Raw genomic sequence first — 15,090 nt, 5'->3', positions numbered from 1 at the left:
ATAATCTTCGGCTATTCGTCTTTTAGCCGCTCTTAATTTTGTTCTTAATAACCTATACTGGTATTGTCCGCTCTTGGATCTGATGCTCCTTCTAACTTTCCGTCAGGATGTACCATTATGCAGTCCATACGTCCTAAAGTTCCTTTTTGCTGATCCATTATATAACCTTTGCCTCTGAGTTTTTCCAAAGTCTTTTCACTAAATGCGTTGGCTTCGAATACCGTACGGTCGGGCAACCATTGGTGGTGAAACTTAAGAGCGTTTACCGCTTGCTGCATGGTCATTTTATGCTCGGTGACATTAAGTATCGTCTGATACACAGAGGTCATAATGGTGCTTCCACCCGGAGTACCTACAACCATGAATAGCTTGCCGTCCTTTTCTACTATGGTGGGTGTCATGGAGCTCAACATCCGTTTTTCAGGTTGAATTTCGTTTGCCTTCGAACCTAACAATCCGAACATATTTGGTACGCCGCTTTTTATGCTGAAGTCGTCCATTTCATTATTCATCAAGAAACCACCACCAGCAACTATTACCTTGCTTCCGTAAGCACCATTGAGTGTAGTGGTTATCGAAACCGCATTTCCTTCACTATCCACAACAGAGTAATGCGTAGTTTCAAAAGACTCATAGCCAGGCAATGTACCCCCTTTGATGTCTTTACTATTGCTAGCTTTGGTGCTGTCAAAATCTATCCAACGCTTTTTCAAGTAATCTCTACTGATTAGTTTTTCTATAGGCACATCGATAAAGTCAGTGTCCCCCATCCACTTGGCTCTGTCGGCATAGACCCTTCTTTCTGCTTCTATCATCACTTGAGCGGTATTGGCAGAGTTCCAACCCCATTTTTGAAGTGGGTAGGGCTCCACATGGCGAAGCATTTGCAACAGGGCCACTCCACCGCTAGAGGAAGGCGGCATGGTTATGATTTTGTAGTTTTTGTAATCTGCCTCAATAGGCTTTCGCCAAGCGGAGTGATACTTTTGAAGGTCTTCTTGTGAAATTATTCCTCCGCCCTTTGCCATTTCATCTACCAATAGCTTTGCCACATTGCCTTCATAAAAGCCCGCTCTTTTGTTTAATTGTATGAGTTTTAAAGTCTCTGCCAAATCTTTCTGAACTAAAAGATCTCCTTTGGCCCATTTTGTGCCTTGAGGTTTCATAAAGTATTGTAAGTCCTGGCCATTTACTTTTTTAAATACATCCGCATTGTTATTTAGACCAAGTGCCTCTCGGTCGGTCAAGATTACACCTTCTTCGGCTAATTTTATGGCTGGTTCCAATAGTTTAGCCCAAGGCAACTTTCCGAATTTTTCATGCATTTCAACCATTCCGTCCACCGATCCGGGTACACCGCTTGCCAAATGGCCTTGTAAACTGAGGCCTTGAATTACATTACCTTCGGCGTCCAAATACATGTCTCTATGTGCTTTCAAAGGTGCTTTTTCTCTAAAATCTAAGGTATGTGCTTGCCCATTTTTGGTACGGATTACAGCAAATCCACCCCCACCTAGGTTACCTGCAAACGGAAAAACTACCGCCAAAGCAAAGTGGGTGGCCACCGCTGCATCAATCGCATTTCCGCCCATTTTTAGTATTTCAATACCAGCGTTGGAGGCTTCGGCATGTGCGGCGGCAACCATTCCATTTTTAGCAAAAACGCCCTTCTTTTCCGAGTAAAATGGTTTTACATTTGGGTCTTCTACAAATAAGGAAAATAAATCTTTGGAGGCCTCTTTCGTCGGCGTTTTTTGGGTAGTTTTACAAGCCAACACAAGGAATAAGGCCAAAAAGAAGAATGCAATTCTGTTTTTCATCTCTAGTTTTCTGTTGATAAGTTTAGGTTAGGGATTCCACCAATCATGGATATTTACCGTTAAGTTAAGTGTTTTGTGTCATTTATAAAATTACTTGATTCAAATTCCTTTTTTTTTGCAATTTTTACCTTATCAATTATAAAATCACGAATGTTGTTTTTTAAACTCACGTTTGAAGCTTTAAGATTTGCATGGCAGGCATTGCGGTCTAATTTATTAAGAACTGTTTTGTCACTTCTAGGGGTTACCATCGGCATTTTTTCTATAATTGGAGTTTATACTATGGTAGATTCGCTCGAATCTAATATCAAAACCAGCTTGAGTTCTATTGGCGACAAAACCATTTATGTCGATAAATTTCCGTGGCAGTTTGGTGATGGCGAATATCCTTGGTGGAAATATTTCAACAGGCCAAGACCAAAATATTCTGAATATAAGTACCTAAAAGATAATCTCGAAAACGCCTCTGCAGTTACCATTATGGATTGGTCTGCCACGCAAGTGAAATACCAGAGTAATAGTTATAATGCTCTTGTTCAGGGTATTACATATGATTTTAATTTGATTTCTGATGTGCCAGTTATAGATGGCAGATACTTTTCACCTACGGAAATAGAATCTGGCCGAAATGTAGTAATAATCGGTGCTGAAATAGCCGAAACCTTGTTTGGAGAAGAGAATCCGATTGGTAAACAGATGAAGATCAAGGGTGAAAATTTTGTGGTGATTGGTATGCAAGAGAAAAAAGGTAAGCAACTGGTGGATGTCGGTGGAAACCCGGATCAGAAAGTTTATGTGCCTTTTGTGAAGCACAAAAGAATGTTCAGTTCGGGTAATTTGTATGGAATGATACAAGTGCAAGCTTTTGAAAGTGACCTAAAGATGGAAAAACTGGAAAGCGAAATTAAAGGCAAAATGCGTACTATTAGAGGTTTAAGGCCCTTAGAGGAGGATAATTTTGCATTAAATAGACCTGATGCCGCTGCTAGTTTTCTTACTACTATTTTTGGGTCTATCCGTGCAGGTGGATTCGTTATTGGTTTGTTTTCTCTACTTATTGGCGGATTCGGAATTGCCAATATCATGTTTGTTTCTGTAAAAGAACGTACCAACATTATCGGAATTCAGAAATCTCTCGGTGCTAAAAACTACTTTATATTGTTCCAGTTTCTGTTTGAAGCCATATTTCTTTGTCTGATTGGCGGTTTATTTGGTTTGATTTTGGTTTATTTCGCCAGTTTCATTGACCTTGGCAGTTTAGATATTGTACTTTCTTCGAGCAATATAATCTTTGGTCTTACCATTTCAAGTATCATTGGTATTGTGGCAGGATTAATTCCTGCTTCACAGGCCTCTAAAATGGACCCAGTGATAGCCATAAGAGCTAAATAAATTGTATTCTTTTTTTGCTAAAAACTGTCTTTAATCATTTCGGATTTGGGTTTTGGTCATTATTCTGAATTCTTATGACACGTACTTTTGTGTTATAATAAATTTTCAGATTATGAAGACTATTTTAGTACCCACAGATTTTCATTTGGCAGCCGAAAATGCAATGTCTGCCGCCGTAAAACTTGCCAAAAACATGGATGCCAAGATCAACTTGATGACTATGTTTAAGTTTCCAAAATTCAGATATCAGTTGGTAGAATCTGCGGTACACACCGAGGAAGAATATTACAATTTACTGAAAGGTGATGCTCTCAGAGAGATTGAAAGGTGGAAGGAGTGGTACCCCGATGTTACCATTGAGGGAAGTATCAAAGAGGATTTTGAAGAACTGATCCCTGCTATTTTAAGTGAGAATGCCGATCTCATAGTGATGGGCTCAGAGGGAGCCAACGGTTGGAAGGATTATTTGAAAGGAACCAATAGCCAGAATGTAATCCGGAAAGCTGACTGCCCAGTGTTGGTTATGAAAGAAAATACGGCTTTTGTAAAAATAGAAAACGTTTTGTTTGTGACTGATTTTGAGAAAACGGGATTCATAGAAAAAGCCATGAGTTTGTTTGACTTGAGTGCCACAAAAAACAAGTTTGTGTTTATAGATACCGGTGAAACCACCGACGATAGAAGCGAAATCTATGATACGGCCAGAGATGTTGAGAAATTATATAACATCCAAAACTTTGATTTTGAGATTTTTAGGCATGATTCTGTCTCAAAAGGAACTGTAGAATTTGCCGAGACTCACGATATTGATTTAATCATTATGTTTACCCATGGTAGGGTTGGTTTTGAGCGTTTTCTGTTTGGAAGTATCGCTGAGGAGGTTGTAAATATTTCGGTAATTCCTGTTTTGAGTATTATGGAACATTGATTTTTAAGGATGTACATAAAAGCAAAAAGCGGCAAGATTGATTTTGCCGCTTTTTTATTCACTTATATTTTAGACTTTTTTTACATTCTTTCAGGAACATCAATTCCAAGTAAACCCATGGCATGTTTGATGGTTTCTGCTACTTTTTTGATCAGTCCAAGACGCAAATATTTGATATTCGCATTTTCTTCATTCATTACCGAATGTTGCGTATAGAAACCATTAAAGGTTTTGGCCAATTCGTAGGTGTAATTGGCCAGCAAGGCTGGAGAATAATCTGCGGCGGCGTTTTTGATTACTGTATCATAGTCTTTTATTAAAAACACCAATTCTAATTCTTCGGGATTTAGAATATGAACACCGTCAAGCGTAAATATTTGATTATCTGCTACTTCTGCCTTTCTGAGGATGGACTTGATTCTGGCATGGGTGTATTGGATAAAAGGCCCAGTATTTCCTTGAAAATCAATAGATTCTTCGGGATTGAAGAGCATTCGCTTTTTAGGCTCTACTTTCAGAAGGTAATATTTCAAGGCTCCCAAAGCTAACATTCTGAAAAGTTCGGCTGATTCTTCGGATTCCAAATCCTCAATTTTGCCTTTTTCTGCACTCATGGCCTTTGCGGTGGCTATCATTTCGTCCACCAATTCATCAGCATCTACTACAGTACCTTCTCTTGATTTCATTTTGCCCGACGGCAGGTCTACCATGCCGTAGGAAAGGTGATAACAGCCTTCTGCATATGCTCTCTCTAGTTTTTTCATTATGGCAAACAACACCTTGAAGTGATAGTCTTGCTCATTTCCAACTACCCAAATGGATTTTTCGGAATGGAAATCCTGGAATTTCAAGTCAGTTGTCCCTAAATCTTGGGTAATATAAACCGACGTTCCATCTCCTCTGAGCACCAATTTATTATCCAACCCTTCGTCAGTCAAATCAATCCAAACACTGTTGTCTTCTTTTTTATAGAAAATACCTCTGTTTAAACCATCTTCAACTAGATCTTTTCCGAGTAGATAAGTATCTGATTCATAATAGGTTTTGTCGAAATCAACTCCGATTTTTTTATAAGTCTTCTCAAAACCATCATATACCCAAGTGTTTAGTTTTTTCCAAAGGTCAATAATTTCGGGGTCATTTTGTTCCCATTTCAGAAGCATTTCCTGTGCTTCTACCATGATTGGAGCTGCCTTTTTCGCTTCATCCTCTGTTGAACCACTTGCTATAAGCTCTTGAATTTGGCTTTTATAGGCCTTGTCGAATTCCACATAGTATTTCCCTACCAAGTGATCCCCTTTAATGCCCGCAGACTCGGGAGTTTCGCTATTGCCAAAATGCTTGTAGGCCACCATAGACTTGCAAATGTGAATACCTCGGTCGTTTACTAGACAAGCTTTTGTAACATCATATCCAGCAGCGTCTAAGATTTTAGATACGGAGTAACCCAAGAAATTATTTCTCAAATGCCCTAAATGCAGCGGTTTGTTGGTGTTTGGGGACGAATATTCCACCAAAACTGATTGAGATAAACGTTCTATTTCGGAACCGGTATTGGTTTTTAGTAAATCGTTGAGAACTTCAACCCATACCGTATTTTTTATTTTTAAATTCAAAAAGCCTTGTACCACGTTGTAAGATTCAAAAATGTCGTTATTATCCAACAAGTATGTACCGATGGCGTTGCCTATTTCGGGAGGCGATTTTCTTAGACTTTTAACTAAACCAAAAAAAACATAGGTGTAATCTCCTTCGAATTCCTTGCGAGTAGGTTGTAAAACTGCTTGGTCAGATACACCAAAAAGTGACTGAACGGCCGTTTCTATTTTATTACTTAATATACCAATAATATCCATTTTTACTATCAATTTGGCTGCAAAATTACACTTTTTTGCCTTTGGTTGACCATTTTGATGGATTAATTCCTTAGTTTTACACAAAAGATAAACACTATTTATGTTACAATCAATGACGGGTTTCGGATCTGCCACTATCGAAACCGACAAGATGGCCGTTTCTGTAGAAATCAAAACACTCAACTCTAAGTTTTCTGATATTTATTGTAGGCTGCCAAGAAGTTTTTCGAATAGAGAAATTGAAGTTAGAAATCTCCTCTCCAAAGAATTAGAACGCGGCAAAATAGAGATGATGTTGAACGTAACTCCAAAAGATGAGGAATCAGCGGGGACGACGGTAAACAGGCCATTGGTTAAAGCATATTTTAAGGATTTAATTCAGACCGCAAAGGAATTGGGCTTTGAGGCTTCTCAAACAGAAGTGCTCAGAATGGCCACCATGATGCCTAATGCCTACAATACCAATGCATTGAATACCGAAGAGGTAGAAGAGGAGTGGAAGTTAATCATGAAATTGATCAATCAGGCTATTGCAAATTGTAAGGAATTTAGGCTACAAGAAGGTCAGATAACCAAGCTGAAATTTGTGGAATATATTGATGTTATTGATGGCCTTTTGCAAATGGTTATTGAGCAAGACCCCAAAAGAATTCCGGCCATTAGAGAACGATTGGAGAAATCTGTGGCGGATTTTATAAACAGTGAAAATTTTGATAAGAATCGTTTTGAGCAAGAATTGATTTATTATGTTGAAAAATATGATATTTCGGAAGAAAAAGTGAGACTGACAAATCACTTAGATTATTTTAAGAAAGAGCTTGAAATAGCCTCTAATGGCAAAAAACTTAATTTTATAGCTCAAGAAATAGGTCGAGAAATCAATACAATCGGCTCAAAGGCGAACGATGCTATTATACAGCGTTTGGTGGTTCAAATGAAAGATGAACTCGAAAAAATAAAGGAACAAACCATGAATATTCTGTAAAAAATGGAAGAATGGATCACTTGGATTCCTGGATTAATGCTCGGCGTGGCACTGAGTGCAGGGAGTGGATTCAGGGTATTTATTCCACTTTTGGTGTCAAATTTGGCGGCTAGGTTTGGTTTAGTAAGTGTTTCAGATGATTTTGGGTGGATGATAAGCAATACTGCCACCTTTGTTTTGATAGTTGCCTCAATAGTCGAAATCGCCTCTTATTATATTGCTTTTATAGATAATCTTTTGGATTCTATAGCTTTGCCTGCGTCTGTAGTTGCCGGAACATTATTAACTACTCAATTCTTGAAAATAAACGACCCAACGCTTCAATGGGGTCTAGGAATATTGGCAGGTGGGGGAGTAGCCGGAACCATTCAGGCTGGCACTTCCTTGATACGGCTTGGTTCTACAAAATTTACTGGAGGAATTGGAAACAGTTTTTTCAGTACATTCGAGAACATACTGGCTGTTGGCATTTCGATAGTTTCTATTTGGATTCCACTTATAATGGGTGTTTTGGCTATTCTTCTGGTGTTTTGGATGTTGAAGAAACTGTTTTCCTCCAAACCTAAGAAGCCTATTCTCCAATAATAGAAGAGTGCTTGGCTTCTGTTATAACAAAGTGCGATTGTGCACTTCCGATATTTGATATTGCAGCTAATTTATTGAGAATAAAGTCTTTGTATTCCTCCATGTCTGATACAATTACTTTCAAAAGAAAATCTGAACCACCTGAAACACAATAGCATTCTACTACCTCTGGTACGGTTTGAACATCTTTTTCAAATTGCGTCAAAAACTGTTGTGCGTGTTCTTTAAGAGAGACATTACAAAAAACAATTAGATTTTTGTTAAGCTTTTTTCGATTTAATTCAATGGTATATTTCTCTATAAAACCATCTCTACGGAGCCTTTTTATCCTTTCGTGAATGGGGGTTGTGGTGAGGTTGAGTTCAACGGCAATTTGCCTATTGGTCATCATTCCGTCTTTTTTGAGAAGTTTTAAAATCTTCAAATCCACAGGATCTATATCAATCATAGAATATTATTCTTTTTAAACTCAAATTTAGGGAAAAACGAGTATTTTGAAAGCTTTTTGTGGGATTATTTTCTATCTCTATTTTTACTTCACCTCAAACAATCCTATGGTATAATCCAGTAACTCTTGACCGCCCGGTTTTCCATGGCCCGGTACTATGAATTGTGCAGTTGGGAACGTTTTTTTTACATTTCGGATGGTATTTGACCACTCTTTTTCGTTGGCATCACCAAGAAATCCTTTTCCAGCCTTTACTTCTTTAACCATGCAGCCTCCAAACATCGTATTTTCAGACGGAATAAAACTTATGATGTTGTCTTTGGTATGTGCCTCCCCTAAATATTGATTCACAATTTCCTTTTTGCCAATTCTTAAAGTCAGCTTTTCTTTGAAACCAATTTGAGGTACGGTCACGCTGTCTTTTTTTGCCAATTCTATTGTTTTTTCTGAAGCATAGCTTTTGATGCCTTTTTTATGAAAAGCCTCTAGTCCACCTAAACAGTCATTATGGAAATGATTCACAACCACACCCTTTATTTTGATTTTCTGATTCTCCAAGGTCTTTATGAGTACCTCCGAAGTTTCGTTATCAGTTGGAGCATCAAATATATAGGCTTGGTTTTTATGAATATAAATCATGCCATTACAGCCAACTTTACCCCAAGTTTGGGTTTGCAAAAAAGAAATATGCACAAAAGTATTTTTCTTTATTTTGTAAAAGGCCAATTGCTTTTCGTTTTTACTGACCAACGATTTGCTTGGATTACAAGCAAATACAAAAGGAATGAAAAGTAAATAGATAAAATGCTTCATTTATTTTGAAAGCTCTTTGGCTCGTTTTTCGGCGTTTAATATTCCTTGTTCAAGTCCGGTGCCAATATTGGCTTCGGCAAAAGTGCTTAGTGCGGCCTCAGTCGTTCCTCCTTTGGAAGCGACAGCTTTTATGAGATCATCTAAGCTAAGTTCTGCATTGTTTATTAAATGATAGGCCCCTAACATAGTTTGTTTTACCAACAACCTGGAAAGTCCTTCATCGAATCCCATTTTTTTGCCTGCCTCTACCATGTGTTTCACTACATAATAAAAGTATGCAGGGCCGCTTCCACTCAGAGCCGTTACGGCATCTATCATGCTTTCGTCTTCAATATATACTGAGCGTCCTGTGGCGTTGATAAGGTTCTCTATTTTGAGTAGTTTAGAGAAACCAATGCCTTCTGATGCACAGAAACCCGTGATTCCTTGCCCAAGCATGGCTGGTGTGTTAGGCATGGCTCTAACGACTAACTTATGGTTTAGCTCACTTTGAATCCTCGCCATCGTGATACCGGCCATTATAGAAAGAACCACTTGTTCAGGATTTAAAAAAGATTTTAATTCAGTCGCTACTATACTAAAATCCTGTGGTTTTACTGATAATATGACCAAGTCATAAGTTGATAATGTGTCATTTACGGTGTCAACCACCACTCCTTCTTTCGATTTTTTGAGTATTTCTGATCTCTCTGGACTTTTTTCTATCAACAAGAGGTTTTCTTTTTTTACCAAATCGTATTGAATAAACGACCTGGCAAAGGCCATTCCCATATTTCCACATCCAACTATCGCAATCTTCATTTTTAGTGTTTTATTTTATCAAAAAAAATAGCCTCAAATTCGCATTTGGGCTATTTCAATATTCTCGTTACTATTATTTTTCAACCCACTCAACCATTTCGTTGAATACGGCCTCAGTACTTCCTAAATATCCCGAACCTTTGTGTTTCACTTTTCCATCTTTGTCAATACAGAACTTGGCCGGAATTCCTTCTACACCGTACGTTAAAGCAGTTTGATTGCCAATATCTAGGGCAGGATTCATAAATGTAAAACCACGATTGCTTATAAATTTGCCTACATGATCTTTCCATTGGCCTGCATCCACTCTTTCGAATGTATTCACAAAAAGAAAGACTACATTAGGGTCGTCTTTATATTTTTCAGTTGCTTTTTTCATTCCCGGAAACGCCATTATACATGGTCCGCACCAAGTTGCCCAAAAGTCAATGATGACGGTTTTACCTCTAAAATCAGAAAGTTTTACCTTTTTACCCTCCAATGTAGTCAGTTCAAAATCTGGTGCCACCGAACCAACGGTTCCAACTGATGCCTGATTGACGGTTTGAATAAACATTTTGGCGAAGAAATGATTCTTGCCTTCTTTTTCGAGCTTTTCTTTTAGTTCAAACTGATACTCACCACCGAAGTCAGGTTTAAGGAAATTATTAGTGGCAATAATACCTGCTAATGAAGTTCCCATTGATTTTATTTTAGGTATAACCAAGCCTTTTTGAGCTTCTAACATACCAAGGTATTCGTTTCTTAGAGTTGTTTTATCTTTCTCGTTTTTAGCAGCTTGGAATTTCCCATCAATAATATTTACTTTTTTGGAGAAATTCTGCATGTCAGTCATGACCTCATTGAACATTCGCATGTTTTCGGAGCCATCTACTTTGGCTGTGGCTGCTTTCTCAGGAGTCGCAGAACCATCAGCGACTATAGTTAATTCTTCACCGCCATCTAAAATCAAGCCTATTACTTGCTCGTTAGCAATATTCAATTGATAAATGCCGGGTTCAGCTATTTTGGTATTGAAACTGAAACTCTTTGCAGCTATTTTTACACTGTCAATTTTAGCTCCAATGTTTCTTTCATTCATTCTTTCTAAATACACCATACCCGACACGTCATTGGTGATGGTACCTTTAATCTTTAATGAAAGACCATTAGAAACTTCCTTCGTTTGAGAATTGCAGGACATAATTACGCCCACAAAAAATAACAACAATAAATTCTTTTTCATTTTATTTTTTTGTTCTTTCATTGGTATTTGGTGCCAGTGAAGATATTGTAAATATTCATTTATGTCAATTTTTCTGCCAAAAGTGTATTCAATACCTTCGGATCTGCAGACCCTTTTGATTTTTTCATAACTTCTCCCACAAAAAATCCCATCAAACCTTTTTTACCCTTTTTGTATTCTTCTACTTTTGGTGCATTTTGGGCCAATACTTCTTCAATCCAAGCACCCATCGAGTCAGAATCTTGGCTTTGAATCAGATTATTAGACTTGGCCAATTCTAAAATATCACTTTCAGGGCCCGCAATTAACAATCCCATTAACACTTGTGCCGCCGAGTTGCTGATATTCCCTTCATCTATATTCTTAATCAGCTCAGCCAATTTTACTGGTTTAACAGGAAACTGACCAATCTCCAGGTTGTTTTCGTTCAGATAACCTTTAATATTTGAAAGCATCCAATTCGAGACACTTTTATAGTTTTTCGTAATGTTACAAGTCTCTAAAAAGTAATCACTTAAGGATTTTTCTTCAGTCAAAAGATATGCATGCTCTTCCAAAATACCCATCTCCTTGCTGAAAGTTTCAAACAGTTCGTAAGGTAGCTTTGGCATTCTCGACTTTGCAAGCTTCAACTCCTCATCACTGATAATGATTGGGGCTAAATCAGGCTCAGGGAAATAACGATAGTCGTTCATGGTTTCTTTTACTCGCATGCCAAAAGTTTTGCCTTGTTCAGGGTCAAAGCTTCTGGTTTCTTGTATAATGGTACCTCCGGCATCTAGTATAGCCGATTGACGTTCTATTTCATACTCAGCTGCTTTTTGCAAAAACCTAATGGAATTCATATTCTTGATTTCAACCTTAGTACCCAGTTTTTCGCTTCCTTTTGGTTTTAAAGACACATTGAGGTCGGCACGAAGAGAACCTTCTTCCATGTTTCCATCACTAATTCCCAAGAAACGCACCATTTTTCGGATCTCTGCCAAATAACCTGCGGCCTCAATGGGTGAGGTCATGCACGGTTCTGAAACGATTTCGAGTAGGGGAGTTCCGGCTCGGTTATAATCAAGACAAGTATTGTTGGGTTCAATGTCGTGTATCGATTTTCCGGCATCTTCCTCCATGTGTATATGATGGATTTTGACGGCGTGATTAGAAAAATCTTTGCCTTTTTTTATTTTGAATTTCACTTCGCCACCCCAGCATATCGGAGATTTGTCCTGTGAAATTTGGTAGCCTTTTGGTAGGTCAGGGTAGAAATAGTTTTTCCTATCAAAAAAATTGAACTGGTTGATTTCACAATCAAAAGCCAGGCCCAGCTTTATGGCAAATTCAACGGCTTTTTCGTTGAGTTTTGGTAACACGCCAGGGTGTGCCAAAGTGATGACGCCGATATGGGTATTGGGTTCCCCACCGAATTTGTTAGAATCTGAGGCAAAAATTTTACTTTCTGTCTCTAATTGGCAGTGTACCTCCAAGCCTATAACGATATCGTATTCCATACTTTAAATTTTCACAAAAATAATGCAAAAAATGAGGATTTTGAGCTCAATACTAATTTAATCAAAAAAAACGGACTCATATTTTGTAAACATGAGTCCGCCAAAATTGAACTTTTATGTATTTTATAGTTTAATATTTATTTTGGCATAATAAAAAGCTCCGTTGCTTCCCATTTGAACTGGATCCCATGCTCCTCCAGACTCAGTATAGTAACCCGACGACATATCAGGATATACATTAAAGAGGTTATTAGAGCCTATGGCCAAGCCAAGTTTTTGAGATATTTTGTAGTTAACCGATAAATCAGTGGTAGTTTTTGGTCTATAGATATCGTTTTCGACCACATCGTAGTTCCAGTCCGCCAATTCTACTTGCCCAAATCGTACAAATCTTATCATAGTGCTCAATTTCTTGATTTGATAATCAAAAGTCAGGTTTAGTTTCGAAGGCGGTGCCGAAGCTTTCAAGAAATATTGCTCTCTTAGATCAAAATAAGTTTCCTCCTTACCTGCTAATTTACTGGTGGTATTTATTTGGTCAATCACTAGTTTGTTAAAATTCATTCCCAAACTGGTGGTCAATTGTCCTTCGCCTATTTTGTCTTTATTGCTCAATAGGATGTCTAAGCCAGTGGTGGTGGTATTTACGGCATTGGTGAAAAACTGAGCTTTGGCCACATTTACATTTTTAAGTAATTGGCCTATTTGTTCGTCCTCATCAGTAAATTGTCCGGTCAGTACTATCCTGTCTTTAATTTGAACCCAGTAGCCGTCTACAGTCAGCGAGAAGGTGTTATTCGGTCTAACCGTAAATCCTAAACTGGCATTCTTAGATAATTCTTGTTTCAAAGCAGGTATGCCCAATGCTTTTGTCACTTCAGAGTTGTTTCTCGCTATCAATACCTCCACAGGTTTGCCATTGATAAAGTTGGTTACAGTAGAGTTAAAGTTAATTTGTGGCAAAGACGGTGCCCTAAAGCCTGTACTGGCAGTGGCTCTGAATGTTAAGACATCATTTACCTTAAATCTACTTGATAATTTTCCATTTAAAGTATTTCCAAAGTCACTATAGTTTTCAAAACGCAAAGCCGCTCCTACCATAAATTTCTTCGTAAAATCTGCTTCGGTGTCAAAATATAAACCGAAATTAGACCTTGAAGCTTCTATTTCGTCACCGGGTTGAAATCCTGGAAATCCTTGTGAACCACCTGGTACACCTGCTACGTAACTTTTATAAGATTTTTCTTCTCCTGCAAAAATCTTGTAATTCTCTATTCTGTACTCAGCACCATATGCTAAGTTTAAGCCAGCCATTTTATCTTTCATGAACTTCGAAAAGCCGAGGTTTATGGTGTTTTGATTGAGACTGAAACCACCAGCTTCAAACGAAGTAGGGGAGGTAGCACCCAATGAAGTGTTAAGGGTGTTATCAAGTGAATAGTCAAATTTGTTTGACCCAAAAGTATTGCTAAAATCTACGTCCCAGCTCCTTATTTGAGACTTGATTCCTGCTGCTATTGAGTTATCTTTGATATCAGCTTTAATGAGTGGGTCAAATCCGTCAGGATAAATCGAAGCTATATTTCTGTCGTCATCAGCAAATCTTGTCCAAGCATAAGATTCTCCTTTTCGTTGGTTGGTTCCTCCAAAAACATAAATAGCGGTGTTTATATTTATTGGGAAACTTGAGTTGAGGTACAAGGCAGTATTCTGAGCACGCGGATCTCCAAACTCCCTTCTGGCCAATTCGTTAGCGGCCGCATTGGCTCTGTTGGTGTGGTCTCTGAAGTTATAATCTCCGGTTAGATTTACGAAACCTTCTTTACCTACTTTGAAACCGTAATTCGCGTTGAAGTTATAATTCAAGCCATCAAATTTTTTATCGTCGAATCTATAGCTAGCTTTGTAAATACCCGAGTTGGCATTGATCTCTAATGATTCTGTAGTTTTTTTCAAAACAATGTTTATCACGCCTGCTATAGCATCTGAACCATACTGAGCTGCTGCTCCGTCCCTAAGTATTTCTATTCTTTCTATAGCTGCGGCTGGAATTGTGTTCAGGTCGGTTCCTGTGTTTCCTCTTCCTCTTGTGCCATAAATATTTACCAATGAACTTTGATGCCTTCTTTTGCCGTTGATTAATACCAAGGTTTGGTCTGGGCCTAATCCTCTTAATGAGGCAGGATCCACGTGGTCTGTGCCGTCAGAACCAGACTGTCTGTTGGAGTTGAACGATGGTGCCGCAAACTGTAGCAATTGATTCAAGTCTAATTGGCCTGTTTTAGAGGTAATGTCTTTAATATCGATAACGTCAATAGGTGCAGGGGTGTCTGTGGCCGACCTGTTCATGCTTCTCGAACCCACAATTACTACTTGGTCTAGTAGGTTGCCTTCTTGAAGAACTATGGTTGTGGCCAATTCAGAACCTTTTAATTCTTGGGATTTGTAGCCGATATAGCTTATTTGAAATATCGCAGAAGCGTTGGTTACCTTCACTTCAAATCGGCCAGTAGCATCTGTAGTAGTTCCATTATTGCTACCTTTTTCCACTATGGATGCACCAATTAGTGGCTCACCGTTATTATCGGTTACTTTACCAACCCTGTTTTGAGCAAAGGTTTGTATACTAACGAATAGTAATGCGATGAGTAGTTTGATTTTTGTCATAGGTTTTTGTTAAATTTTCGTCAAATTTAGGGTTTTCCATTTTATACAAAAAAAAGAGAGGCAGAACT

The 15,090-nt window shown here is 38.2% G+C and carries 12 protein-coding genes; 4 read left to right on the top strand and 8 right to left on the bottom strand.

The annotated features are described in order from the left end of the window. Window positions 1–44: 44 nt before the first annotated feature. Window positions 45–1,820 (bottom strand): gamma-glutamyltransferase, encoded by a 1,776-nt coding sequence (gene ggt, locus EGI31_RS08700; RefSeq protein ID WP_255036835.1) that lies wholly within the window; start codon window positions 1,818–1,820, stop codon window positions 45–47. A gap of 150 nt (window positions 1,821–1,970) precedes the next feature. Here ggt and EGI31_RS08695 point away from each other — a divergent pair, with 150 nt between their 5' ends. After that, complete coding sequence (locus tag EGI31_RS08695; protein WP_255036834.1) at window positions 1,971–3,212, top strand: ABC transporter permease; 1,242 nt, start codon at window positions 1,971–1,973, stop codon at window positions 3,210–3,212. Between the two features lie 112 nt (window positions 3,213–3,324). Continuing rightward, window positions 3,325–4,140 (top strand): universal stress protein, encoded by an 816-nt coding sequence (locus EGI31_RS08690; protein WP_255036833.1) that lies wholly within the window; start codon window positions 3,325–3,327, stop codon window positions 4,138–4,140. A gap of 80 nt (window positions 4,141–4,220) precedes the next feature. On the opposite strand, the gene argS is transcribed toward EGI31_RS08690, so the two are convergent. Further along, the gene (gene argS / locus EGI31_RS08685) at window positions 4,221–5,996 is read right to left on the bottom strand and encodes an arginine--tRNA ligase (RefSeq protein WP_255036832.1); all 1,776 of its coding nucleotides are present in this window, start codon (window positions 5,994–5,996) and stop codon (window positions 4,221–4,223) included. 100 nt (window positions 5,997–6,096) lie between these two features. On the opposite strand from argS, the gene EGI31_RS08680 reads away from it, so the two are divergent. Together EGI31_RS08680 and EGI31_RS08675 are read left to right on the top strand one after the other, a co-directional pair. Then, entirely contained in the window at window positions 6,097–6,981 is an 885-nt protein-coding gene (locus EGI31_RS08680; RefSeq protein ID WP_255036831.1) for a YicC/YloC family endoribonuclease, read from the top strand. 3 nt (window positions 6,982–6,984) lie between these two features. Continuing rightward, window positions 6,985–7,566, top strand: coding sequence for a DUF4126 domain-containing protein (locus EGI31_RS08675; protein ID WP_255036830.1), 582 nt, complete (start codon window positions 6,985–6,987; stop codon window positions 7,564–7,566). Here the strand turns inward: EGI31_RS08675 and EGI31_RS08670 are convergent. From EGI31_RS08670 to EGI31_RS08645, 6 genes are all read right to left on the bottom strand, one after another. Beyond that, on the bottom strand, window positions 7,553–8,014 hold the full coding sequence (locus EGI31_RS08670) for an Lrp/AsnC family transcriptional regulator (RefSeq protein WP_255036829.1): 462 nt from the start codon (window positions 8,012–8,014) through the stop codon (window positions 7,553–7,555). The genes EGI31_RS08675 and EGI31_RS08670 overlap by 14 nt on opposite strands. 84 nt (window positions 8,015–8,098) lie before the next feature. After that, window positions 8,099–8,827: a subclass B1 metallo-beta-lactamase gene (gene bla, locus EGI31_RS08665; RefSeq protein ID WP_255036828.1), complete on the bottom strand. Its 729-nt coding sequence runs from the start codon at window positions 8,825–8,827 to the stop codon at window positions 8,099–8,101. Beyond that, window positions 8,828–9,628 (bottom strand): pyrroline-5-carboxylate reductase, encoded by an 801-nt coding sequence (gene proC / locus EGI31_RS08660; protein ID WP_255036827.1) that lies wholly within the window; start codon window positions 9,626–9,628, stop codon window positions 8,828–8,830. 73 nt (window positions 9,629–9,701) lie between these two features. Beyond that, window positions 9,702–10,853, bottom strand: a complete 1,152-nt coding sequence (locus EGI31_RS08655; protein WP_255036826.1) for a TlpA disulfide reductase family protein — start codon at window positions 10,851–10,853, stop codon at window positions 9,702–9,704. A gap of 59 nt (window positions 10,854–10,912) precedes the next feature. Then, a complete protein-coding gene (gene gatB, locus EGI31_RS08650; RefSeq protein ID WP_255036825.1) occupies window positions 10,913–12,355 on the bottom strand; it encodes an Asp-tRNA(Asn)/Glu-tRNA(Gln) amidotransferase subunit GatB in 1,443 nt (480 codons plus the stop codon). Window positions 12,356–12,478: 123 nt separating this feature from the next. Beyond that, entirely contained in the window at window positions 12,479–15,022 is a 2,544-nt protein-coding gene (locus tag EGI31_RS08645) for a TonB-dependent receptor (protein ID WP_255036824.1), read from the bottom strand. Window positions 15,023–15,090 lie beyond the last annotated feature (68 nt).

Source organism: Lacihabitans soyangensis, from assembly GCF_024343775.1.
GTDB lineage: Bacteria > Bacteroidota > Bacteroidia > Cytophagales > Spirosomataceae > Leadbetterella > Leadbetterella soyangensis.
Note: the sequence above shows the minus strand (reverse complement) of the source record. Positions and strands in the feature narration are given on the sequence as shown.

Bases quoted from the DNA above. Each gene is read 5' to 3' on its own strand.
- bla (WP_255036828.1), bottom strand. From the start codon at position 8,827: ATGAAGCATTTTATCTATTTACTTTTCATTCCTTTTGTATTTGCTTGT.
- EGI31_RS08655 (WP_255036826.1), bottom strand. From the start codon at position 10,853: ATGAAAAAGAATTTATTGTTGTTATTTTTTGTGGGCGTAATTATGTCC.
- EGI31_RS08645 (WP_255036824.1), bottom strand. From the start codon at position 15,022: ATGACAAAAATCAAACTACTCATCGCATTACTATTCGTTAGTATACAA.
- EGI31_RS08695 (WP_255036834.1), top strand. From the start codon at position 1,971: ATGTTGTTTTTTAAACTCACGTTTGAAGCTTTAAGATTTGCATGGCAG.
- EGI31_RS08690 (WP_255036833.1), top strand. From the start codon at position 3,325: ATGAAGACTATTTTAGTACCCACAGATTTTCATTTGGCAGCCGAAAAT.
- proC (WP_255036827.1), bottom strand. From the start codon at position 9,628: ATGAAGATTGCGATAGTTGGATGTGGAAATATGGGAATGGCCTTTGCC.
- EGI31_RS08675 (WP_255036830.1), top strand. From the start codon at position 6,985: ATGGAAGAATGGATCACTTGGATTCCTGGATTAATGCTCGGCGTGGCA.
- EGI31_RS08680 (WP_255036831.1), top strand. From the start codon at position 6,097: ATGTTACAATCAATGACGGGTTTCGGATCTGCCACTATCGAAACCGAC.
- EGI31_RS08670 (WP_255036829.1), bottom strand. From the start codon at position 8,014: ATGATTGATATAGATCCTGTGGATTTGAAGATTTTAAAACTTCTCAAA.
- gatB (WP_255036825.1), bottom strand. From the start codon at position 12,355: ATGGAATACGATATCGTTATAGGCTTGGAGGTACACTGCCAATTAGAG.
- ggt (WP_255036835.1), bottom strand. From the start codon at position 1,820: ATGAAAAACAGAATTGCATTCTTCTTTTTGGCCTTATTCCTTGTGTTG.
- argS (WP_255036832.1), bottom strand. From the start codon at position 5,996: ATGGATATTATTGGTATATTAAGTAATAAAATAGAAACGGCCGTTCAG.